The organism is Paraburkholderia sp. SUR17 (assembly GCF_029536165.1).
Classification (GTDB): Bacteria; Pseudomonadota; Gammaproteobacteria; order Burkholderiales; family Burkholderiaceae; genus Paraburkholderia; species Paraburkholderia kururiensis.
In genome coordinates, this window is record NZ_CP120509.1 from 2384724 (window position 1) to 2406853 (window position 22130).

Consider the following 22130-nt stretch of genomic DNA (forward strand, 5'->3'; position numbering starts at 1 on the left):
TGTTATCCCCTGTCGGTGCTGCGGTTTCCCATCTGTTTCCCTCTACCGCGCTTTGCTGTGACGCCTCGACCGGTTCAGGCGCGCTCGCCATCCGCGAAAGCCTGCGCGGTCTTTTCCACGAGCGCGGCCTTGACCGCGTCGATCACGCTCGCCCATTGCCCCGGCGCCGGCTGACGAAAGAGCCGTGCGCCCGGATACCAGGGGCTGTCGTCGCGAGCACGCATCCAGCGCCACTCGGGCGGCTCGGGCAGCAGCACCCAGAGCGGCCGGCCCAGCGCACCGGCCAGATGCGCCACGGCGGTGTCTACGGAGATCACGAGATCGAGCGATGCCATGAGCGCCGCCGTGTCGGCGAAGTCGCCGAGTTCGTCGTCGAAACGCAGCACCGGCGCGTGCGCAAGCAACGCCTCGTCGCGCTCGCGAACCGCTTTTTGCAGGCTCACCCATTCGATGTCGAGCTCGAACCACGGCGCGAACCGCGCGAAGTCGATGGAGCGGTTGTGGTCGTTCCTGTGCTCGGAATTGCCAGCCCAGGCGAGGCCCACGCGCAGGCGTTTTTCAGCGCGGGCGCCCAGCAAGTTCGCCCATTGCTCGACGCGCTGCGCGTCCGCGCGCAGATACGGCGTGTGCCGCGGAATCGTTTCGAGCGTCGTGTTGAACGCGTGCGGCAGACTCAGCAGCGGGCACTGGTAATCGAATCCGGGCAGCAGTTCGCCTCGCGCGACCACCTGCGCCGGCCCCTCCAGCGAGGCCATCAACGCCTTCAGCGCCGGCTGCACTTCGAGCACCACGCGTGCGCCGCGCGCCGCCAGCAAGGGCGCGTAGCGGCAGAACTGCAACGTGTCGCCGAAGCCTTGCTCTGCGTGAACGAGGATCGTCTTGCCCTCGAGCGGTTCGTCGCCACGCCACAGCGGCTGCGCGAACGGACGGTAGTGGTGCGCAAGCAGCGCATCGCGCAGGCGCCATTCGTATTCGCCCCAGCCGCGCGCGAAGTCGCCTTCGATCAGATACAGCGACGCGCGCGCGAAATGGGCGTCCACGTAGTCCGCATTCAATTCGATTGCGCGGCCGTAGGCAGCGAGTGCCTCGTCGGGCTGGTTTGTCTCGTAGTGCAGGTTGCCGCGGTTGAACCAGTTCGTCGCATGGTCGGGGCGCAGCGCCATGGCGTGGTCGAGCGAGGCCGCCGCATCGTCGTAGCGGTGCAGGTCTTGCAACACGCTGCTGCGGTTGCTCCAGGCCTCGCCGAACCGGCTGTCGACGGCCAGTACCGCGTCGTAGCTTTGCAGCGCTTCCTCGTAGCGCCGCAGATAACGCAATGCCGTGCCACGATTGCACTGGAATTCGACGGCCTCCGGACGCAGGCGCAATGCGGCGTCGTAGCTGGCGAGCGCTTCGTCGTAACGCCGCAGCTGCAGCAACGCGTTGCCCCGGCACGCGTGCGCCTGCGCATTGCCGGGTTCGAGCGCGAGCACGCGTTCGCAGCGGGCAATGGCTTCGTCTGGACGGTTCAGACGTTCGAGCGCCACCGCGCTGTTGTAGATGGCGTCCACGAGGCCGGGCTGGATCGCGATGGCTTCGTTGAAGGCCGCGAGCGCTTCGCCCAGGCGCCCGAGGTCCACGAGCGTCTGGCCGCGCGCCGAGAGCATCACGGCAAGGCCAGGACGGATGGCGATGGCGCGATCGAACGCGTGCAGCGCATCGGCGGGACGTTGCAGGTCGCGCAGCACGAGTCCGCGGTTGAACCACGATTCGAACGAGCGCGGGTCCACCATGAGTGCGCGGTCGTAGGTGTCCACGGCCTCGGCATGGCGGCCCAGCGCGCGCAGGGCGCTGCCGCGATTGCAGAGCGCGTCGAGCGTGAGCGGCGAGACTTCGAGCGCGCGGTCGAACGCCGCGAGCGCGAGTTCGTAGCGCCGCTGGCCGAGCAGCGTGTTGCCCTTGCGCACGAGCGTCTGAACGTCGCCGGGGTCGGCGCGCAGAGCGGCGTCGAACTGGTCGAACGCTTCGGCAGCGCGGCCGGTGTCGGCAAGGATCGCGCCGAGGTCCGAGTGCGCACGCGTGGCCGTGCCCGTGTCCGTGCCGAGCGCAATCGCGCGGCGAATCAGCGACTCGGCTTCGGCCACCACGCCGCGCTGGTACTGCAGCACGCCGTACAGATGCAACGCTTCGGCGTTCCCGGCATTGCTCGCGAGCACGGCTTCGTATTCGCGCGCTGCGTCGTCGAACCGGCCCGCCGCGTGCCAGTCGCGTGCACGGGCGAGGCTCGCCGCGCTGCGCGGTGCCGTGGCCGCATTGACCACCGCTGCGCCCGCTCCAGCGTCTTGCGGGTGTTCGACCTCCATGTTCGCCCCCTCGTCGTGTCACGCGTCGCGTTGCTGTCGCACCATCGGGAACGGCGTGTCGCCCGCCCGTTTCCAGCGGCAGACTAGCGGACGAGCAATAACAGGCGTGTGACGAAAGTTACGGACCATTTTGCCGGCCGGCAGCGTGGCGGCAGATGCAGGCGATCATTGATGCGCCGTGCATCATTGACGCGGGGGGGGTTTAGCTGTTTCTACAGCCAGTCATCCGCCATTGCAGATGCACGATGAGCCGGGCGCTTACTGCCCGATCGGGATCATCCGCAGATACTCGACGGGCGGCGAACCGAGCGTCACGGAAAACTGCACGCCGCGCGGCAACGGCATGCCGCGTGAGGTGATGTTGCTGACGCCGTGCTGCGCAAGAAACTCGGCGTAGGTCTTTTCCACCACCGCCTGACTCGTCGTCCATCCCGCAGGCGCGACCCACACCGCGAGCTTCATCGACCGTGCGTCGTCGCTCACCACGACACGCGCGAAGTCGTCCATGTGGTGAAGCGCGTCGGCGAGTGCTGCCAGCGACGCGAGCGGCGCCGAGGCGCTGCGTATCAGTTGCCGCCCCTTCAGCTGATAGCGCACCACCTGCACGAACGTCGGGCCGCCGCCTACGCCCAGGTGGCGCACGAGCACGAGTTCGCCGGAGCGCATGCGCAAGGGCGGGCCGAACACTTCGTCGGGCGTGACGAGGTTCATGAGGTCGTATTGCAACTGCGAGAAGTAGCGGCCGAGCAGCCGCGTGCTGCCGAGATTGGCCGCGATGTCGTCGCGGCCGCGGATGGTCGCGTCGAGGCCGCGCCACGAGAGCAGCGCGATCACGGCGAGCAGCGCGATGGCGACCAGCATCTCGATCAGCGTGAAGCCGCGCGCGCGGCGTCTGGACTGTGTGGTACGCGGCGCAGTCGTCGCGATCGTGGCACGCGCGGTTCTCATCGGCATTGCGCTAGCGCGCCTCGTTCTGCACGACGGTGACGACTTCGGCCAGCACGTTCGCGCTCGCGGCCGATGCATAGACGCTCACCGTCACCTGTCGCACGAGCGGGCTGCCGAGCGTCGTCACGGTCTGCCGGCACACGAACGCATAGCGCCCCTGCGGGCACGCGAAGGTGGTGCGCCCAGGCTGGGGCCAGGCGGCCGCGATGCGGATCGCGCTCAGCGCGTTGTCGGCGCTCCAGAGCGCGAGCAGGTGGCCGCGGGCGCTGTCGGTGTCCGCTGCGAGCGCGCCGATGGCGCGCGTCACAGCGCCCAGCGCCACGGCCACGATGGCGAGCGCGATCAGCACTTCGATCAGGGTGAAGCCGGTGGCCGCGGTGCGCGGCGGATGGTTCGCCAGACGGCTCTGCAAAACGCGTGACGCATGGCGCGCAGCGCGCGCGGCGTGCGCAACGCGAGGCGCGTTCTTCTTCCCGTCTGTACTGACGCCGCCCGTTTTCGCGTCAGCCTGTTCCGGTGCATGCACGTTCATGAGGTCTCCCCGCGCGGCCCGACGGCGAGACCTTAAACAGAACGTGTGGCACAACCGTGTCCGATGCTACGGACCATTTCGTGCAGGGTTTCTGGACCCGCGCCTGGGCTTAAGCCCGGACCTGGAACGCCTACGCCAGCGGCTGCGTCGTCAGGGCGCGCGTGAGGCCATGCATGGGGCGGCGCATCGCGACGTCGAACGGATTGGTTTGCGGGCCGATCTGCTCGGCCTGACGCTTGAGCAGTTCGACGACCGTGGGCAACCGGTCATCGGTCAAACGCGCGGCCAGCGTACCGACGCTTAACGCCGCGACCGCGCAGCCGTTGCGGTCGAAGATGGGCACCGCTACGCCCGCCATGCCTTCGAGCACGCCGGTATTGCGGCCCGCGTAACCCAGCTTGCGCACGCGTTCGATCTCCGTGCGCAGATACACCTCGTCGAGCACGCCATAGGCACGCAGGCGCGGCACGTTGAAGCGGATGATCTCCTCGCGCTCCGCCTCGGGCTGGAACGCGAGAATCGCGAGGCTGCCCTGGCCCACGCCCAGCGCCACACGTCCGCCAATGTCTCCGGTAAACGAGCGGATGGGAAACGGCCCTTCGCACATGTCGAGACAGACGGCGTCGAAGCTGCTCCGCACGAGCAGGAAGATGGTGTCGCCGAGGCTCGCGCACAGCCGCAGCAACGCGGGGCGGCACAGCGTACGCATGTTGCTCGGGTTGCTCGCCTGCGCCGCGAGCGCGAAGAAGTCCACGCTCAGCCGATACCGCTTCGTGCTTTCGTCCTGCTCGACCACGCCCTCGGCAATCAGCCCTTGCAGCAGGCGATGGACCGTCGCCTGGGTCAGCCCCACGGCTTTCGCGAGCGTGGTCACGCGGCTGCCTTCCGCCTGGCTCTCGCCCAGCGCCCGGATCACCGCGAATGCGCGCTGCAATACGCCGGCGCTTTTTGCTTCGTCTGCCTGCATTCCATTTTTCCTTTCTGTTGCCGCCACATTGCGTTTGATATTCCACTCTGCGGAATACCTGCCGGCGCGGGTAGAGAGCGGGCCTTCTCGCCGGGAATCGATGCACAAACCTATATCTGCGCAGTCATTCCAGCTTCGTTAGGGGTTTCCCGGAGATCACTGGCCGGAATCTCAACTCGCGAGTCAGCATTGGCCGTTCCGTTAAATGGAATATATGCCAAATTTCTCTCGCCGAATGGAATTCAAAATTGACGGCGGGAAATTTGGCTGGCTACAGTCGCCCCAACGCAATGCAAACTGGTTCAGCGGGTGCGAGCGCACCCATGCATTCACTGCACTGGAAGGCGAGACCATGTCGTTCCTCACCCTGACCGATGTTTCGAAATCGTTCGGCGACCTGCACGCGGTCACCGGCATCAACCTCGCGGTGGAACAAGGCGAGTTCGTCTCGCTGCTCGGCCCCTCGGGCTGCGGCAAGACCACCACGCTGCAGATGATTGCCGGTTTCGTGGAAGCCACGCGCGGGCGCATCACGCTCGACGGCCGCGACATCACGCATACGCCGCCGAACAAGCGCGGCCTCGGCATCGTGTTCCAGAGCTACGCGCTCTTTCCGCACATGAGCGTGGCCGAGAACGTGAGCTTCGGCCTCGAGATGCGCGGCGTGGCCAGTGCCGAGCGCAAGGAACGCATTCGCGAGGCGCTCTCGCTCGTGCGGCTCGACGCGTACGCGCACCGCTTTCCGCGCGAGCTTTCGGGCGGCCAGCGCCAGCGCGTGGCGATTGCGCGCGCCATCGTGATCGCGCCGCCCGTGCTGCTGCTGGACGAACCGATGTCGAACCTCGACGCCAAGCTGCGCGAAGACATGCAGTTCGAACTGCGCGCCATCCAGCGCAAGATCGGCACAACCACGCTGATGGTCACGCACGACCAGTCCGAAGCGCTTTCGATCAGCGACCGCGTGGTGGTGATGGAGAACGGCCGCATCACCCAGGTGGATACGCCCTATCGCGCCTATGAACGCCCCGAGAACGACTTCGTCTCGCAGTTCATCGGCAAGGCCAACATGCTGGCGGGGCGCGTGGTGGCGCGCGAGGGCGACACGATACGCGTGGACCTCGGCAACGATCTGGCGGAAACGGGATCGACGGCACAGTTGCCCGAGCGCGGCCGTGCCGTGGGCGTAGGCGACGCCATCACGCTCTGCATCCGCCCCGAAAAGCTGCGGCTGTGCGCAACGGGCTCGGGCCGTCTTGCGGGCCGCGTGACGAGCCGCTTCTTCCTCGGCAGCCAATGGCTCTACCGGCTCGACAGCCGCGCGGGCGAAATGCTCGTGTGCTGCCAGAACGAAGGCAAGGAGCCGCTCGCCGAAGGCGACCAGGTGGGCATCGACTGGCACAGCGACGCCATCCGCTTCATCCAGCAGGAGAGCGCCCGTGTCTAGCACGCTGCCGGCTTCCCGGCCGACCCAGGAGCCCGCCGGCCAGCCCGCACCGCGCGCCACCGTGCGCGCCAGCTGGCACGCGTTCCTGCCGCTCTGGCTCATGAGCGCGCCCGCGCTGCTGCTGTTCGCCGCGCTTGTGCTCGTGCCGCTCGCCATGACCTTCGCGCTCACGTTCTATCGCTTCGATCCGTCCGTCGGCCCGATTGCCGCGTTCGATCTGCACAACTACGGGGAAGTGCTCGGCTCGTCGTACTTCCACACGATCTTTCTGCGCACCTTCGGCATCGCGGCGCTCACCACGCTGCTGTGCGTCGTGATCGGTACGCCCGAGGCCTACATCCTGTCGCGCATGCGCGACCCCTGGCGTTCCGTCTTCCTGCTCGTGATCCTCGCGCCGCTGCTGGTTTCCGTGGTGGTGCGCGCGTTCGGCTGGAGCATGCTGCTCAACACAAACGGCATCGTGAACCAGTTCTTCGGGCTCTTCGGCGCAGGGCCGTTCAAGCTCGAATACACGACCTTCGCCATCGTCATCGCGCTCGTGCACGTCATGCTGCCGTTCATGGTGATTCCGGTTTGGACCGCGCTGCAGCGGCTCGACCCGCAAACGGAAAACGCCGCGCTCTCGCTGATGGCGTCGCCCGCCACGACGCTGCGCCGCATCGTGTTGCCGCAACTGATGCCGGGCATTCTCTCGGGCAGCCTCATGGTGTTCGGGCTCTCCGCCAGCGCGTTTGCGATTCCGGGCCTGCTGGGCGGCCGTCGACTCAAGGTGGCGGCCACCGCCGTCTACGACCAGTTTCTGAGTTCGATGAACTGGCCGCTCGGCGCGACGATCGCCGTGCTGCTGCTGGTCGCCAATCTCGTGGTCATGCTCACCTACTACCGCGTGCTCGAACGCCGCTACGCCCGCAGCATGGGCTGAGGCCGCGCGTTGCCAGGACACTCATCATGCGCAAAAATGGACCGCTCGCCCTTACGTTCCACAGCCTCGTCATTCTGTTCGTGCTGGCGCCGCTCGTCATCGTGGTGCTGGTGGCCTTCACGCCCGACGAAACGCTGACGCTGCCCACGCACGGGCTCTCGCTGCGCTGGTTCCGCGCCATTCTCGACTACCCGGATTTCATTACCGCGTTCTTCAACAGCATCAAGCTCGCCTTCGCGTCGGCCACGCTTTCGCTCGTCATCGCGCTGCCTGCGGGGCTCGCCATCGGCCGTGCGCGTTTTCCCGGGCGCAGCTTCCTGAACGCGCTGCTGCTTTCGCCGCTCGTGATTCCAGGGCTCGTGCTCGGCATCGCCCTGCTGCGCTTCTTCGCGTTGATTGGCGCGACCGGTTCGTTCGCGTGGCTGATTCTCGCGCACATGATCGTCATCACGCCGTTCGTGATGCGGCTCGTGCTGGCGTCGGTGAGCGGCCTCGACCGCAGCATTGAACACGCGGCCTCCTCGCTCGGCGCGAACGCGTGGACCACGTTTCGCCGCATCACGTTGCCCATGATCGTGCCCGGCATCACGGGCGGCTGGCTGCTCGCGTTCATCAACAGCTTCGACGAACTAACGATGTCGATCTTCGTGACGTCGCCGCAAACCGTCACGCTGCCCGTGCGCATGTACATGTACGCGACGGAATCCATCGACCCGATGATGGCCTCCGTTTCCGCGCTCGTGATCGGCATCACGGCGGGCGCGATGCTGCTGCTCGACCGCGTCTACGGGCTCAACCGCATCCTGATCGGGCAGCACTGAACGCCGCCCGGTTTCTCCTTCGCCTACGCGCTGCTACACGCCGACTTCTCATGAGCATCGTCACGCCGCATCACTTACCGCAGTTCGTTCGCGTCGCCGAAACGGCGCGCGCGAGCGTCACTTTTTTTCTCGACGGCGTGCCAGTGCAGGCGCTTGCGGGCGACACGCTGCTCACCGCGATCCTCACGCAGCAGCGGCACGTGCGCCGCAGCGAATTCAGCGACATGCCGCGTGCGGGCTTCTGCCTGATCGGCGCTTGCCAGGACTGCTGGGTGCGCAGCGAAGACGGCATGCGGCTGCGCGCGTGCTCGACACCGCTGCGTGAAGGCATGCGTGTGCTGACGCGCAACTACGTGCGCAGCGACGTGGACAACGAAGCGCACAGCGACGTGGACAACGAAGCGGCAAACAACGCAACTACCGACGTAACTACCGACGCAGCTACCGACGCATCAAACGAAGCGGAGGCGCAATGAGCACGGCGTCGGCGCGCATCGTGATTGTCGGCGCGGGGCCTGCGGGCGTGCGCGCCGCGCAAACGCTCGCGGCCGCGGGGCTGCGTCCCGTCGTGATCGACGAAAACGCCCGCTGGGGCGGGCAGATCTATCGCCAGCCCGCAGCGAACGCAGGCTTCTCGCGCCCGAAATCCGCGCTCTACGGCTTCGAAGCAAAGAAGGCCGACGCGCTCCATCGCGCCATGGCCGACCTGCTGCAGAAGATCGACTATCGGCCCGACACGCTCGCCTGGTCATGCGAGCCGGGGCGGCTCGACACCTTGCGCGAGGGCCGGGAAGCGAGCGTGCCGTGGTCGCATCTGATCATCGCGAGCGGCGCGACCGATCGCATCGTGCCCCTGCCGGGCTGGACCCTGCCCGGCGTCTACACGCTCGGCGGCGCGCAGGTGGCGCTGAAATCGCAAGGCTGCGCGATCGGCCGGCGCACCGTGTTCGCTGGCACCGGGCCGCTGCTCTATCTCGTCGCTTACCAGTACGCGAAAGCGGGCGCGCAGGTGGCTGCGGTGCTCGATACGAGCCCGTTCGCACGTGAGGTTGCCGCCGCGCCGAAGCTGCTCAGCCAACCCGGCACGTTCGCGAAAGGCCTGTATTACCTGGGCTGGCTCAAGGCACACGGAATACGCGTCGAACACGGTGTGTCGCTCGATGCGATCGACGGCGAGCACGCCGCGCAATCCCTCCGTTGGCGCACCGCGGACGGCACAGCGCATGCAATCGCGTGCGACGCCGTGGGCCTCGGCTACGGCTTGCGTCCCGAAACGCAGCTTGCCGATCTCGCGGGCTGCCGCTTCGTGTTCGACTCGCTCAACCGCTGCTGGCTGCCCGAGCGCGACGTCGCCGGACGCAGTTCCGTCAAAGGCGTCTACCTGGCCGGCGACGGTGCGGGCATTGCAGGCGCCGACGCCGCCGAACTCGGCGGCCGCCGCGCCGCGCTCGCGGTGCTCGAAGACCTCGGCATGGCCGCGCCGCAGGGCGCGCCATGGCCCACTGCCGCGGCGCTGGAAAAGCGCCTTGCGCGCATCTCGCGCTTTCGCGCCGGCATCGAACACGCGTTCGCGCCGCCCAGCCACTGCGCCGCGAACTGGCCCGACGACCTGACCATCTGCCGCTGCGAGGAAGTGACGGCCGGCACGTTGCGTAGCTGCATTCGCAGCGGCGCGACCACCGAAGTGAATCGCCTGAAGGCGCTCACGCGCATCGGCATGGGGCGCTGCCAGGGGCGCATGTGCGGCGAATCGGCCATGGCGCTCCTCGCTGCGGAAACGGGCAAACCGTTGCATGAAGTGGGCCGCCTGCGCAGCCAGGCGCCCATCAAACCCATTCCGATTTCGCCGATGCTGTTCGAAGACGGCGTCCAGGTCGTGGAAGAGGAAGCACACGATGAGTGACACGCGCCACTTCCAGGTCGTGATTGCGGGCGGCGGGCTCGTGGGCGCATCGGCTGCGCTCGCGCTGGCACGCAAGGGCGTGAGCGTCGGGCTCTTCGAGCGCCGCTTTTGCGGCGCGCAGGCAAGCGGCGTGAACTACGGCGGCGTGCGCACCCAGGGCCGCACCGCCGAGCAGTTACCGCTCGCGGTGCGCGCGCGGCGCGTGTGGAACCGCTTGCCGGAGCTGATTGGCATAGACGGGGAATTCGTCGTGTCGGGGCACCTGCGTCTCGCGCGGCGCGATAGCGACCTCGACGCGCTTCACGCGTGGGCCGCGATGGCGCGCGAATACGGCGTGGAGTCGCAGGTCATGCATGGCGACGCGTTTCGCCGCCGTTACCCGTGGCTCGGCCGCGCCGCCATTGGCGGCTCGCTCTGCGCAAGCGACGGCCACGCGAATCCGCGGCTCGTTTCGCCGGGCTTCGCGGCGGCGGCGCGCCGCGCGGGAGCGCACATGCAGGAGCACACGGCGCTAACCGACCTCGGCTTCGACGGACGCCGCTTCCAGATGCGAGCGGGCGACGCACGCGTCAGCGCCGACTGGCTCATCAACTGCGCGGGCGCCTGGGCCAATACGGTGGCGGGCAGTTTCGGCGAAACCGTGCCGATGAAGCCCATCTATCCGAACATGTGGGTGACCGAGCCGCTGCCGCGTTTCATCCGGCACAACCTCGGCGTCTACGGCGGCGGCGTCTACGCGCGCCAGGTGGAGCGCGGCAACTGCGTGATCGGCGGCGGGCGCGGACACGGCGACGGCGAATACGCCCAGCCCTCCACCGACACCACGCGCGCCGTCATGCGCGACGCCTGCGCGCTGCTGCCGGGGCTGCGCAACGCGCTCCTCATCCGCACGTGGAGCGGCGTGGAAGGCGAAACGCCGGACAGCAACCCCATCATCGGACCCAGCCATACCACGCCGCGCCTGTTGCACGCCTTCGGCTTTTCGGGCGGCGGCTTCCTGCTCGCGCCGGGCGTGGGCGAGGTGCTGGCCGAACTCGTCACCGAAGGCGCGACGAGCACGCCCATCGACGCATTCGCCATCGGCCGCTTCACGCAGTCTTCTGTTCATGCCGCTCTCCCCGTCAAATAAGGAGTTCACACGATGAAATTCACACGCACGCTTGCCTCGCTGGCCGCCCTCGTTGCGCTCGGCTGTTCCACCCTCGCCTCGGCGCAGACGAAAACGATCTACATCGGCATGAACGGCGGTCCGATGGAGAAGGCCTATACGAGCCAGGTGCTGCCCGACTTCGAGAAGGCCAACAACGTCAAGGTGGTGGTCGTGCCCGGCACGTCCTCCGACGTGCTCGCGAAGCTGCTCGCCAACCGCAACAGCCCGCAGATTCACGTGGCGTTCCTCGACGACGGCGTCATGGCGCGCGCGGTCAGCATGGGCGTGTGCGAGAAGCTGGACGATTCGCCCGTGCTCAAGGAGCTTTATCCCTTCGCGCGCATGAAGGGCGACATGGGCGCGGGCGTGCAACTCGGCATGACCGGCATCGGCTACAACACCAAGGTGTTCGCCGACAAAGGCTGGGCGCCGCCCACTTCGTGGCTCGACTTCGCGAACCCGAAATACAAGGGCAAAGTGGTGTTCCAGTCGGCTTCGAGCAGCACGTTCGGGCTGCATGGCTTTCTCGCCATCAATCGCCTGATGGGCGGCAGCGAAAGCAACGTGGAGCCAGCCTTCACGAAGTGGCCGAGCACGGTAGGGCCGAACGTTGTCGAATACATTCCGAACTCGGCGAAGCTCTCGGAGATGATTCAGACCGGCGAAGCAGGACTCTTTCCGCTCACGCCTACCGCCGTGGGCGACCTGAAGGACAAGGGCTTGCCCGTGGCCTACGTGAACCCGAAGGAAGGCGCGGTGCTGCTGCTCGTGGATCTGTGCGTCGTGAAGAACAACCCTGACCCGCAGCTTGCCCAGAAGCTCGCGCAGTTCCTGCTTTCTGCGCCCGCGCAAAGCAAAGCCGCGGTGGCCGGCAAGCAGATTCCCACCAACCGCAACGCCACCATGCCGCCCGACATGCAAAGGAGCCTCGGCGACCTGGACCAGCTCGTGAAGAAGGTGACGGTGGTGGACTGGGACGTGATCAACGCGCACCGCGCGCAGTGGGATTCGCGCTGGAACCGGCAAATCGAGCAGTAAGCAGCGACGGCGGGCCGGCCCCACTGCCGGCAAAGCGCGCGTGGCGAGTTGCGCGTGGCGAGTGGCGAGTCCCACGCGCAACTCGCCACGCGCGCATCAAGGCCGTACGCGCTTGTTACGCGTGTGACTTCACCTGCTACTCCGCACGTTCGGCGGCTTCGATAATCGCGTTTGCAACGGCTTGCGGATGGCTCACGAGCGAAACATGGCTGCCATGCACACGCGTGACGGTAGCGCCAATGGCCTTCGCCATGCGCTCCTGCAGCGCGGGAGCAATCATCTGGTCTTCGGTGCTCACCACGAAGTAGGACGGCCGGTCGCGCCAGGCCGGATGCGTGACCTTCTCGTCGAGGCAGCCCGCGTACCAGGGCCCCTGCGTGGCGGCCACGATGCGCTGCCCGGCAAGCGGCAGGTCCGGCGCGAAGAACTGGTGGATCGCCTTGTCCGAGAGCGTCAGATAGCCTGCGGAATCCTTGTGCAGCTCTTTCGACCAGGGCGGCGCGGGCAAGTCCTTCGTGATATCGGCAATCGATTGATTGGCGTCCGGCGCAAAGGCCGAAACGTAGACGAGCGCCTTGACCTTGTCGTCGTTGCCGGCCTCGCTGATGACCACGCCGGCCCACGAATGCCCCACGAGAACGACCCGGCCCGGCTGCTCATCCACGACACGTTTCGTTGCCGCGACGTCGTCGTTCAAAGAACTCAATGGATTCTGCACGGCCACCACGTGCAAGCCTTTCGCCTCGAGGACAGGAATCACGCGGCTCCAGCTCGAACCGTCGGCAAACGCGCCGTGCGTCAGCACCACCGTGGTGTTGCTCAAGTCCTTCGTGCCTTCGGCGTGCGCCATCGTTCCCGTGGCAACGGCGCCAATGATCAGCATGGACTTTAGAAAGCCGCCAAAAAATTTGGACATCATTTTCATCTCTCGTTTCAGGTTGGAAAAACGGGTCGGCGCGCTACAACGGTTATCTCGCCAGGTCGTGCCCTGTCCGGCCATCACGGCGCAAAACGCGTGAACACGTAATCGCGGTTCTTCACGCGGGCGGCATGACACGCGAAGCACGTCTCATGCTGGGCTTTATCGACCGGCACGCCGTTGATGAAACGCCCGAACCCCCATCCGCCGGTGGACGCGTAGCGCTTCGCGTCTTTCACCATGACCTGCACCGTCGTGGGCTGGCCCGGCACCGTGGCGGGCGCGAACGCATCGGACTGCTTTTTCCGGTAAGCGAGCTTGACCAGAATCGTCCCGTCCGGAAACGGCAAGGTGGCATTCCTGATGGCCTTGATCGCTGTCTCGTTGCCGAGCACCACGCGCAACTCGTCGAGCGGCGCCGCTTCCGCCGCGGGCGCGATCATCTGCCATTCGCGATAGCCCTTTGGAATCGTCACGCCGTAAATGGGCGACGCGGCCGCTGTCGTTTGCGTGTCGTCAGCAGTCGCGCCATCACTCGTCAATGCCGTGAGCCCGAGCAGGCCACCCGCCAGCAACGCGCCGATGCTGCGCCATTTCGATTTCATCCTGCGCTCCCGCATTACAGATGCTGGACCTGGAGAATCGCGTCGGCGAATGCCTGGGGCGCTTCCTGCGGCAAGTTGTGCCCAATGCCGCCGCTGATGTTTCGATGCTGGTACTTGCCCGTGAACTTCTTCGCGTACGCCGAAGGCTGCGGATGCGGTGCGCCATTGGCGTCGCCTTCCATCGTGATGGTGGGCACCGATATATCGGGCGACGTAGCGAGCTTTTTCTCGAGTTCGTCGTATTGCGATTCGCCCTGCGCGAGACCCAGACGCCAGCGATAGTTGTGGATGACGATGGCGACGTGGTCGGGGTTGTTGAACGACTCGGCCGAGCGCGCGAACGTTGCGTCGTCGAAATGCCATTGCGGCGAGGCAAGGCGCCAGATCAGCTTGTTGAATTCGAAGCGGTTGGTTGCATAGCCTGCTTCGCCGCGGTCGGTCGCGAAATAGAACTGATACCACCAGGCCAGTTCGGCCTGCGGCGGCAGCGGCTTCCTGTTTGCCTCCTGGCTGCCGATCAGATAGCCGCTCACGGAAACCAGCGCCTTGCACCGCTCGGGCCAAAGCGCCGCAACGATGTCGGCGGTACGGCCGCCCCAGTCGAACCCGCCAATCACCGCTTGCCTGATTTTCAAAGCGTCCATGAACGCGATGACGTCGACCGCGACGACGGCTTGCTGACCGTTGCGCGGCGTATCTGCCGACAGGAATCGCGTCGGCCCGTAGCCGCGAAGGTACGGCACGAGCACGCGATAACCGGCCGAGACGAGTATGGGTGTCACTTCGGCAAAGCTGAAAACATCGTAGGGCCACCCATGCAGCAGGATGACGACCGGACCGTTCGCCGGCCCTGCCTCCACGTATCCGATGCTGAGCCGGTTGGCATCCACCTGGCGCAGCGTGCCGAATAGCGCGCCCCCTCCGGCGGGGGCCAAACCCGCTGCGGCCGGGGCCGATTGCGCGCGCGCCATTTCGCTCAGTCCCGAACCCAGCATGGCAAGGCCGGCGATGGTGGTACCCAATACGCGGCGACGCCGCGCGTCGATCTGATCAGACATAGTCGTATCCCCAAAAAAGATGAGTTAGTTCGTCATGCCGCGAGCCGCGGCAGGTCTGCCGATCTGCGTTCTTCTCAAACGCGATCGCCGTTGATGGTCGAAGCTCAAGGAGAAGGTCTAATGCGCGATGTTCATCGCGGCGAGAAGCGGCGCACGCCTTGTCATGAGGCACCTATACCTTGGTATTAGAGCGCTCGCCTCGAACACCGGACCGTACATAGGCATGCTGTCCGGCGATCGGGCATCCCTCACGCCATGGACCGCATCGCTCTGAACCGACACGCACGATTCAGGAGTGCGCGTAGATCGGCTCGAGCCCCGGAATCGTGTCTTGCGCAGAGGTCGCACGCGAGCCCGACGACGAGGAACCGGTGATAACGGGACCATAAGCCGCGGCCGCGTCGCGGTTCTGGGCACTCACGCGGGCTTCGGCTGCCTGGATGTTCGCGGGGTACTGGGTGTAGTCATCCGCCGGGTTGTAGCCGGCCTTCTCGAGTTGAACGAGTTCCGCCCGAACCTGCGCACGCGTGATCGGCTGGCTGGATTGAGCAAACGAAACGGCGGGAACGGCGACAACAGCGGCAACGATCAGCGACTGGACGAGCTTCATGGTTTTCACCTGTGAGTATCGAGTTGATTCACGCCACACCCGCGTGGCGCCCGGTATCCGGTTGGCGTGAGGGCCGCTTTGCGGCATCGCCAACTGGCATGGGTGTATTTGAATCGCTCGACGTATCCGGCTTGTTTCCGCGAAGCGGCGTTTATGTATGCGTTCTTGTCTTTTTTTGCCGCGGATACACAACGATACAAAGCGGCGCCGGGCGGCGCCGTGCATCGGGATGTGAGGAAAGGGTTGCGCGGCCTGGCGCGCGACAGACAAACGGCTACGACTAGCGGCCGCCCCGTCTCGTCTGCGAAGGCAATTCGCCGAACAGTTCCTGATAGTCGGCGGCGAAATGGCTCATATGGAAGAAGCCCCAGTTGGCGGCGGCGTCGCCAATGGCGAGGTCGCTGGCGCGCGTTGCCATCAACTCGCGGCGCACGCCGTTGAGCCGCACAGAGCGCAGATACTTCACCGGCGTCGTTTCCGCCACGGTGCGAAAACTGTTCTGCACGGTGCGCCTGCTGATCTGCAACCGCTGACACAGTTCGATCACGCTCGGTGCGTTCGCGGCGTCCGATACGGTCAACCGATGGCACTTGTCCACGATGAAGCTTTGCGTCGAACTCCCCGGGCGCTGGTGGCGGTCACATGTCGGGTCCGTCAACAGTTGGAGCAGACCGTCGAGCATCTCCTGCTCGAGACTTCGTTCGAGGTCCGGCCCGTCGCTAGATGAACCCGCTGCGTCAGATGCGCCTGATGCGCCCGATGACTCCAACGGGTCCATCGCGAGCGCGCTCAAAAAGAGCGCCAGCAGTTGGTCACGGCATTGTGCGAGCCGTTTTGACGGCACCTTGATGACAGGCTGCCGTAACAGCGTGCGGATGTCGCCCGGCGAAGGCGTAGCTTCCAGCGCGCTTTCGAACAGCTCGCCGTCGAACGTGATGGAGAGCATGTCCATACCCATCGGCATATGGAACATGAATTCTTCACCGCCACGCAGCACGAAGATGCTGTTCTCGTCAGCCTCGCGGCCCTGCATGCGGATTGCGCCCGACACGGCTGTAGGAATCGCGAAACACATCTTGCCCTTCGGCGCTTCACCGTGCTGCACGACACGCTGGCTGATCCGCTCGCGAAACACATGAGTGCGCGTGCTTTTCAGTTGCATCAACGAGCTTTCCAGCGGCCCCGCCGATATCTGGCTATAAGTCTGATTCCAGTCCCGCACGGCACAGGCATGCATATGCACGTCCTGGAATCGGTTGATGCTTTGATTCATGACGTTGAATTACCTGTTGTATGAACGGGTTCCCAAAGAATCACTCCGACGCATTCCTAAACGTCGATGCACAGACCGTGCCAGCCAACATCGGGGATGCCGTGATTGTGCCCACCTGCATTCGCGACGTTCTACCAGGGATAACCCGTCGCGCTGCACGCCTTGCGCGCGTGCACGCAGGGCCACCTTGGCGCAAAAGAGTGCACAGGCACCAGCGCGGTGACAACGGCACTTCACTTCGCAGCCGTTGAGGCGACCTCGACACACGAAGCGACCTTCGAACTTGCTCATTTGGGATACCGCCGGGCCGGTGTTCGCAATGAAACTTCGTTCACACGGCGAGCGTCGGGCATAGCACCCGCCTCACGCCCGCTCGAGCACACCCGTTGCGCCTCGTGGCGCTTCAATGCACTGCACGGAGACACGATGACTTACGAAAACGCCCGCTTCTGGCACCCCATGATGCACCCCGCTGCGATGAAGGAACGCAAGCCTCTGCGCATTGTTCGCGGCGACGGCTGCTACGTCTTCGACGAATCCGGCAACCGCTTCGTCGACGGCGTGGGCGGACTGTGGAACGTCAACGTGGGGCACAACCGCCCCGAGGTCAAGGCGGCCATCGTGAAGCAGCTCGATCAGCTCGAGTATTTCCAGCTGTTCGACGGCGTGTCGAACCCGCCCGCCGAAGCGCTTTCCGCACGTCTGATGGAAGTGCTCGCGCCCGAAGAAATGAAGCGCGTGGTGTTCAGTTCCAACGGTTCGGACTCCACCGAAACTGCGCTGAAGCTGGCGCGCCAGTACTGGAAAATCCTGGGTCAGAAAGACCGCACGAAATTCATCTCGCTCAAAGAGGGCTACCACGGCAGTCACTTCCTGAGCGCATCGGTCAATGGGAACGCCGTTTTCCGCCGCAACTACGAGCCGCTCATCCCCGGCTGCTTCCAGGTGCAGAACCCCTGGGTGTATCGCAATCCGTTCACGAGCGACCCGGAAGAACTGTCGACGTTGTGTGCAGATCTGCTGGACCGCGAGATCCAGTTCCAGGGCCCGGACACCGTCGCCGCCTTCATCGCCGAGCCGGTTCAGGGCGCGGGCGGCGTGATCGTGCCGCCCGCAAGCTTCTGGCCCAAAGTGCGCGCCGTATGCGACAAGTACGGCGTCCTGCTGATTGCCGATGAAGTGGTCACGGGATTCGGCCGTTCCGGCAGCCTCTTTGGCGTGCGCGGCTGGGGCGTCAAGCCGGACTTCATGTGCTTCGCCAAGGGCCTGTCTTCCGGATACGTGCCGCTGGGCGCCACGGTATTCAACGACCGCGTGGCGCTGGCCTTCGAAACCAATCAGGACTTCTCCGGGCAACTCATGCACGGCTACACGTATGCGGGCCATCCCGTGGGTTGCGCCGCCGCACTCGCAAGCCTCGACATCGTGGTGGGCGAAGATCTGCCCGGCAACGCCGGCAAGCAGGGCGCCTATCTGCTCGAAGCATTGCAGCCGTTCGCCGATCGCTTCGAAGCCATTGGCGAAGTGCGCGGCAAAGGTCTCATGCTCGCCATCGACCTCGTCAACGACAAGGCCACGCACGAGCCCATCAGCCCGATGTCGGGCTACGCCTACAACGTCGCGGAAGTGGCGCGCCGCAACGGCGCGATCGTGCGTCCGGTAGGCACGAAGATCATCCTGTCGCCGCCGCTCGTGATCCAGCGGCCCGAGATCGACCGCATCGTGTCCGCGCTCGATGCCGCCTTCAAGGAAGTGCCGTTCGTCCGCTAAAGCGGCCAACGTTCTCTACGCCCAATGAATTCATGAGCATGAGCCAGAACCTGAAGCACTTCATTAACGGCGCACCGGCCGATGCCTCCGACGGCGGCCGCATGCGCCTCCTGAATCCGGTTGACGAACGCGAATACGCGAGCGCCGCAGAAGGCACCGCCGAAGACGTGCAACGCGCCGTCGCCGCAGCCAGCGCGCAATTGTCCGGTGGTGCATGGCGCACGCTGGACGGCGCACAGCGCGCGCGTCTTCTGATCCGGCTCGCCGATCTGGTCGAACGCGACACGACGCTGCTCGCCGACATGGACGCCCACGCGATTGGCCGCTCGCCCATCGAGCCGCGCATGATGGACGTGCCGAACGCTGTCGCCAACCTGCGTGCCGCGGCGGGTTGGGCAAACCAGCTGGAAGGCCGGACCATTCCCACCGCGGGCTACATGGGAAACAGGACGCTTTCGTACACCGTGCGCGAGCCCGTCGGCGTGGTGGGCGCCATCGTGCCGTGGAACGCGCCGCTCATGATTACCACCTGGAAGCTTGCGGCCTTGCTCGCCGCGGGCTGCACGGTGGTCATCAAGCCGGCAGAAGAAACGCCGCAGTCCGCGCTGCATCTCGCCGCGCTGTGCAAGGAAGCCGGCTTTCCCGATGGCGTCGTGAACGTGGTCACGGGGCGCGGCGACGTAGTGGGCCGGGCGCTATGCGAGCACCCGGACATCGCGAAGATCAGCTTCACGGGCAGCCCCGAAGCCGGCCGCACCATTCAGCGCATTGCCGGCGCGCAGTTCAAACGCGTGACGCTGGAGCTGGGCGGCAAGAGTCCGCAGATCGTATTCGAAGACGCGCCGTTCGACGAAGCCGTGCGCGGCTGCGCCCTCGGCATCTTCGTGAACCAGGGGCAGGTCTGCGCCGCGGGCTCACGCATTCTCGTGCAGCGCAGCCTCGTCCAGCGCTTCGCCGCAGCGATGGCCGAAGCCGCGGCCACCATCAAGGTGGGCGACCCGCGCGAGCCCGGCGTGCAGATGGGACCGCTCGCGAAGCAGCAGCAATTCGAACGCGTGAACCGCTACATTCAGGCCGGCCTCGACGAAGGGGCTGAGCTGCTCGTGGGCGGCGTCTCCCAGCCCGAGAAGGGATGGTTCGTGAAACCGACTGTCTTCGCCGGCGCGAACAACGGCATGACCATCGCGCGAGAGGAAATCTTCGGCCCGGTCGGCACGATCATCGCGTTCGATACCGAAGAAGAAGCCGTGGCCATCGCCAACGATTCGGACTACGGACTCGCGGCCACGCTCTGGACCAACGATCTCACGCGCGCGCACCGCGTCGCGCATCAGGTGAAGGTGGGCGCGGTCGGCGTGAACTGCTGGAGCCCGCTGGATGCGAATCTTCCGTGGGGCGGCCTCAAAAGCAGCGGCATAGGCCGCGAAGGCGGCATCACCGGCGCGCTCGCCTACACCGAAGAGAAAGTGATCACGGTTCTACTGCCCTCCTGAGCTTTTCGCCACCCTCGACAAAGGAGACCGCCATGCGCTGGAGAAACACGCTGGAGTCCTACGGCAATGTCTCGATGCTGTTCCACTGGCTGACCGCCGCGGCGTTCATTACCGCGTATGTGGTCGTCTACTACGTCATCTGGTTCGTCGACCCGGAGACGAGCATCAAGCCCGCCCTCTTCGGCACCACGCCGAACGCAGCGCGCGTGGTGCCCATTCTCAACATCCACTGGATTCTGGGCATCACGATCGCGTTTCTCACGCTGCCCCGCCTGCTATGGCGGATCTTCGGCATCGTGCCGCGTCACCTTTCGCATTCGCGCATCGAGAACCGCGCAGCAGACGTGGCGCACTGGGCGCTCTACGCCCTGCTGATTCTGATGCCCGTTTCAGGCTACATGACCACCTACGACCCCACGAACTTCGGCTTCTTCGTCATTCCCGCATGCCGGAACACGGCGTTCGCGGCGTGGATCCGGTCGATCTTCGGTCTCTCCGTAACGGGTCTGGAAGACGTGATGTGGGCCGTGCACAGCTTCATCGGCCAATGGGTGGCCTGGCCGCTCGTCGTGATTCATGCGGGCGCTGCGCTCGTGCATCACTTCGTGCGTAAAGACGCGGTGCTCAAACGCATGCTGCCGCTCGCGCAGCACGACGAACCCGCCACCGGGGCGCCCACTGCCGCCACTCAGCCCAACCACCGTTAGCCCCGCCGCAAGCCGTTCCCGTACTTCCGAAGCGATCCCGAAATCACGAAGCACCGCGCTCAAGGCTGGAGTCTCTCCGCCTTGAGGCCGGCTTCGTGAGGGATGCGTTCGTCCGCGAAATGCCGGTCGTTCCCACGCATGTGCAGATCGCGCCCACTCCATCCGCAAGCATTGAAAGCGATTCAACTCACTCGAGGAAACGACATGAAGACAAAACGATTCCGGCGCACCGCCTGTGCAAGCACCACCCTGAAAACCACACTGAGCGCCACGCTCGCCGCCAGCCTCCTTTTCGGCACCGGCATGGCCGTGGGCGCGGACCCCGCCGCACTGGACCGGCTCACGCCATCGGGCGCGGAAAAAGAAGCCAACAAGGACGGCACCATTCCCGCGTGGCAAGGCGCCGAAGCGCCGTTGCCCGGCTGGGAATGGGGCAAGCTGCGCCTCGCGTACTGGAAGCACAAGGACGAAAAGCCGCTCTTTTCCATCGATGCCTCGAACGTCGATAAATACGCGGACCACCTTTCCGCCGGCGAGGCCGCCATGATCCGGCAAACGAAGGGCTATCGCATGGACGTCTACCCTTCGCACCGCACCTGCGGCGTGCCCGACTTCGTTGCGGCCAACACGCGCAAGAACGTGGGTACGGCCAAACTCAACGACGACGGCTGGAGCATCAAGGACGCCACCGTACCGGGCTACCCGTTCCCCATTCCATCCACCGGCGTGGAAGCCATGTGGAACGCGAAGCTGCGCTATCGCGGCGTGGGCATCGACTACAAGAAGACCATCACGGCCGTGTCGCCACGCCGCGGCGGCAGCGAATGGATTCGTGCCGAGTCCGAGCAGACCCTCTTCATTCCGTGGGGCGAGAAAGGATCGCACGCGCTCTCGTCCTACCCGCCCGTCGAGTTCTATGTGTACTTCGCCTATCTCTCGCCCACGGCGCTCGCGGGCCAGGCACTCGCCATCACGCAGTATCTGAACCAGCCGGAAAACGAGACCTTCTATTACTTCCCGGGCCAGCGCCGCGTGCGCCGCATGCCGGCCTACTCGCATGACGCGCCGCAGATCGGCATGGAAAACCAGTACACGCTCGACGAACCGAACGTGTTCAACGGCGCGCTGGACCGCTTCAACTGGAAGCTCGTGGGCAAGAAGGAAATCTACGTGCCCTACAACGACTTCGGCGCCTTCGACTTCCAGTCGAAGTTCGAAGACATCGCCCAGAACAACTTCATCGCGCCGAGCCATCGCCGCTACGAGTTGCATCGCGTGTGGGTGGTCGAAGCCACGGTGAAGGCCGGCATGCGGCACTCGGCCCCGCGGCGCGTGGTGTACCTGGACGAAGACAGCTGGGCCCCCGTGCTGATGGACGACTTCGACGGTCAGGACAAGCTTGCCAAGATGCGCGAAGGCTTCCTCATTCCCGTCTACGAAACCGGCACCTGCGACGTGATGGCCATGGTGCAGAACAACCTGGCCGAAGGCCGCTACGTGTTCGATACGCATGCGGCCGGCGTCGGCAAGGACGTCCGCTATTTCACGGAACCCACGGGGCCGCGCATGCGCGCCGACTTCTACACCGCTGAAAACCTGCGCGCCATCAGCGAGCGCTGAGTCGTTCC

Annotated in this window: 19 protein-coding genes and 1 pseudogene; 11 read left to right on the plus strand and 9 right to left on the minus strand. The window is 65.5% G+C overall.

The genetic code is table 11. The features are described 5' to 3' along the window. Positions 1–74: 74 nt before the first annotated feature. The 4 genes from P2869_RS27890 to P2869_RS27905 form a co-directional block, all read right to left on the minus strand. The gene (locus P2869_RS27890) at positions 75–2342 is read right to left on the minus strand and encodes a tetratricopeptide repeat protein (protein WP_277598629.1); all 2268 of its coding nucleotides are present in this window, start codon (positions 2340–2342) and stop codon (positions 75–77) included. Positions 2343–2600: 258 nt separating this feature from the next. Continuing rightward, positions 2601–3290 (minus strand): prepilin-type N-terminal cleavage/methylation domain-containing protein, encoded by a 690-nt coding sequence (locus P2869_RS27895; protein WP_346833762.1) that lies wholly within the window; start codon positions 3288–3290, stop codon positions 2601–2603. A 10-nt stretch (positions 3291–3300) separates the two neighbouring features. Then, entirely contained in the window at positions 3301–3690 is a 390-nt protein-coding gene (gspI, locus tag P2869_RS27900; protein ID WP_277599865.1) for a type II secretion system minor pseudopilin GspI, read from the minus strand. Between the two features lie 262 nt (positions 3691–3952). Then, positions 3953–4789, minus strand: a complete 837-nt coding sequence (locus P2869_RS27905) for an IclR family transcriptional regulator (protein WP_126877035.1) — start codon at positions 4787–4789, stop codon at positions 3953–3955. Positions 4790–5141: 352 nt separating this feature from the next. Between P2869_RS27905 and P2869_RS27910 the strand changes: the two genes are divergently transcribed. From P2869_RS27910 to P2869_RS27940, 7 genes and pseudogenes are all read left to right on the plus strand, one after another. Then, positions 5142–6233, plus strand: coding sequence for an ABC transporter ATP-binding protein (locus tag P2869_RS27910; protein WP_277598631.1), 1092 nt, complete (start codon positions 5142–5144; stop codon positions 6231–6233). 100 nt (positions 6234–6333) lie between these two features. Further along, entirely contained in the window at positions 6334–7155 is an 822-nt protein-coding gene (locus P2869_RS27915; RefSeq protein WP_277599866.1) for an ABC transporter permease, read from the plus strand. Between the two features lie 26 nt (positions 7156–7181). Continuing rightward, positions 7182–7976: an ABC transporter permease gene (locus tag P2869_RS27920; protein WP_017775078.1), complete on the plus strand. Its 795-nt coding sequence runs from the start codon at positions 7182–7184 to the stop codon at positions 7974–7976. Positions 7977–8026: 50 nt separating this feature from the next. Then, positions 8027–8323 (plus strand): annotated as a pseudogene (locus tag P2869_RS27925) ((2Fe-2S)-binding protein); the annotation flags it as partial. A gap of 125 nt (positions 8324–8448) precedes the next feature. Then, entirely contained in the window at positions 8449–9879 is a 1431-nt protein-coding gene (locus P2869_RS27930; protein ID WP_277598633.1) for an FAD/NAD(P)-binding oxidoreductase, read from the plus strand. Then, complete coding sequence (locus P2869_RS27935; protein ID WP_277598634.1) at positions 9872–11008, plus strand: FAD-binding oxidoreductase; 1137 nt, start codon at positions 9872–9874, stop codon at positions 11006–11008. Before P2869_RS27930 ends, P2869_RS27935 begins: the two co-directional genes overlap by 8 nt. A 12-nt stretch (positions 11009–11020) precedes the next feature. Next, complete coding sequence (locus P2869_RS27940) at positions 11021–12067, plus strand: ABC transporter substrate-binding protein (protein WP_277598635.1); 1047 nt, start codon at positions 11021–11023, stop codon at positions 12065–12067. Positions 12068–12203: 136 nt separating this feature from the next. Here the strand turns inward: P2869_RS27940 and P2869_RS27945 are convergent, their stop codons facing one another. The 5 genes from P2869_RS27945 to P2869_RS27965 all read right to left on the minus strand — a co-directional run bounded on the left by P2869_RS27945 (position 12204) and on the right by P2869_RS27965 (position 16532). Then, on the minus strand, positions 12204–12917 hold the full coding sequence (locus tag P2869_RS27945; protein ID WP_277599867.1) for an alpha/beta hydrolase: 714 nt from the start codon (positions 12915–12917) through the stop codon (positions 12204–12206). Positions 12918–13066: 149 nt separating this feature from the next. Next, complete coding sequence (locus P2869_RS27950) at positions 13067–13591, minus strand: cytochrome P460 family protein (RefSeq protein ID WP_277598636.1); 525 nt, start codon at positions 13589–13591, stop codon at positions 13067–13069. A 14-nt stretch (positions 13592–13605) separates the two neighbouring features. After that, a complete protein-coding gene (locus tag P2869_RS27955; protein ID WP_277598637.1) occupies positions 13606–14649 on the minus strand; it encodes an alpha/beta hydrolase in 1044 nt (347 codons plus the stop codon). 289 nt (positions 14650–14938) lie between these two features. After that, positions 14939–15259 carry a DUF4148 domain-containing protein gene (locus P2869_RS27960; protein ID WP_277598638.1) on the minus strand — a complete coding sequence of 107 codons (321 nt, stop codon included), beginning with the start codon at positions 15257–15259 and terminating at the stop codon, positions 14939–14941. 280 nt (positions 15260–15539) lie between these two features. Beyond that, on the minus strand, positions 15540–16532 hold the full coding sequence (locus tag P2869_RS27965; RefSeq protein WP_277598639.1) for a helix-turn-helix domain-containing protein: 993 nt from the start codon (positions 16530–16532) through the stop codon (positions 15540–15542). A 426-nt stretch (positions 16533–16958) separates the two neighbouring features. Here P2869_RS27965 and P2869_RS27970 point away from each other — a divergent pair, with 426 nt between their 5' ends. The 4 genes from P2869_RS27970 (at position 16959) to P2869_RS27985 (ending at position 22122) form a co-directional block, all read left to right on the plus strand. Then, entirely contained in the window at positions 16959–18302 is a 1344-nt protein-coding gene (locus P2869_RS27970) for an aspartate aminotransferase family protein (RefSeq protein WP_277598640.1), read from the plus strand. A gap of 38 nt (positions 18303–18340) precedes the next feature. Next, complete coding sequence (locus tag P2869_RS27975; RefSeq protein ID WP_277598641.1) at positions 18341–19795, plus strand: aldehyde dehydrogenase family protein; 1455 nt, start codon at positions 18341–18343, stop codon at positions 19793–19795. A gap of 32 nt (positions 19796–19827) precedes the next feature. Next, positions 19828–20502: a cytochrome b gene (locus P2869_RS27980; RefSeq protein WP_017775066.1), complete on the plus strand. Its 675-nt coding sequence runs from the start codon at positions 19828–19830 to the stop codon at positions 20500–20502. Positions 20503–20805: 303 nt separating this feature from the next. Further along, positions 20806–22122: a DUF1329 domain-containing protein gene (locus tag P2869_RS27985; protein ID WP_240658952.1), complete on the plus strand. Its 1317-nt coding sequence runs from the start codon at positions 20806–20808 to the stop codon at positions 22120–22122. The last annotated feature ends 8 nt before the right edge of the window (positions 22123–22130 follow it).

Bases quoted from the DNA above. Each gene is read 5' to 3' on its own strand.
- P2869_RS27890 (WP_277598629.1), bottom strand. From the start codon at position 2,342: ATGGAGGTCGAACACCCGCAAGACGCTGGAGCGGGCGCAGCGGTGGTC.
- P2869_RS27895 (WP_346833762.1), bottom strand. From the start codon at position 3,290: ATGAGAACCGCGCGTGCCACGATCGCGACGACTGCGCCGCGTACCACA.
- P2869_RS27905 (WP_126877035.1), bottom strand. From the start codon at position 4,789: ATGCAGGCAGACGAAGCAAAAAGCGCCGGCGTATTGCAGCGCGCATTC.
- P2869_RS27910 (WP_277598631.1), top strand. From the start codon at position 5,142: ATGTCGTTCCTCACCCTGACCGATGTTTCGAAATCGTTCGGCGACCTG.
- P2869_RS27915 (WP_277599866.1), top strand. From the start codon at position 6,334: ATGAGCGCGCCCGCGCTGCTGCTGTTCGCCGCGCTTGTGCTCGTGCCG.
- P2869_RS27920 (WP_017775078.1), top strand. From the start codon at position 7,182: ATGCGCAAAAATGGACCGCTCGCCCTTACGTTCCACAGCCTCGTCATT.
- P2869_RS27930 (WP_277598633.1), top strand. From the start codon at position 8,449: ATGAGCACGGCGTCGGCGCGCATCGTGATTGTCGGCGCGGGGCCTGCG.
- P2869_RS27935 (WP_277598634.1), top strand. From the start codon at position 9,872: ATGAGTGACACGCGCCACTTCCAGGTCGTGATTGCGGGCGGCGGGCTC.
- P2869_RS27940 (WP_277598635.1), top strand. From the start codon at position 11,021: ATGAAATTCACACGCACGCTTGCCTCGCTGGCCGCCCTCGTTGCGCTC.
- P2869_RS27945 (WP_277599867.1), bottom strand. From the start codon at position 12,917: ATGGCGCACGCCGAAGGCACGAAGGACTTGAGCAACACCACGGTGGTG.
- P2869_RS27950 (WP_277598636.1), bottom strand. From the start codon at position 13,591: ATGAAATCGAAATGGCGCAGCATCGGCGCGTTGCTGGCGGGTGGCCTG.
- P2869_RS27955 (WP_277598637.1), bottom strand. From the start codon at position 14,649: ATGTCTGATCAGATCGACGCGCGGCGTCGCCGCGTATTGGGTACCACC.
- P2869_RS27960 (WP_277598638.1), bottom strand. From the start codon at position 15,259: ATGAAGCTCGTCCAGTCGCTGATCGTTGCCGCTGTTGTCGCCGTTCCC.
- P2869_RS27965 (WP_277598639.1), bottom strand. From the start codon at position 16,532: ATGAATCAAAGCATCAACCGATTCCAGGACGTGCATATGCATGCCTGT.
- P2869_RS27970 (WP_277598640.1), top strand. From the start codon at position 16,959: ATGACTTACGAAAACGCCCGCTTCTGGCACCCCATGATGCACCCCGCT.
- P2869_RS27975 (WP_277598641.1), top strand. From the start codon at position 18,341: ATGAGCCAGAACCTGAAGCACTTCATTAACGGCGCACCGGCCGATGCC.
- P2869_RS27980 (WP_017775066.1), top strand. From the start codon at position 19,828: ATGCGCTGGAGAAACACGCTGGAGTCCTACGGCAATGTCTCGATGCTG.
- P2869_RS27985 (WP_240658952.1), top strand. From the start codon at position 20,806: ATGGCCGTGGGCGCGGACCCCGCCGCACTGGACCGGCTCACGCCATCG.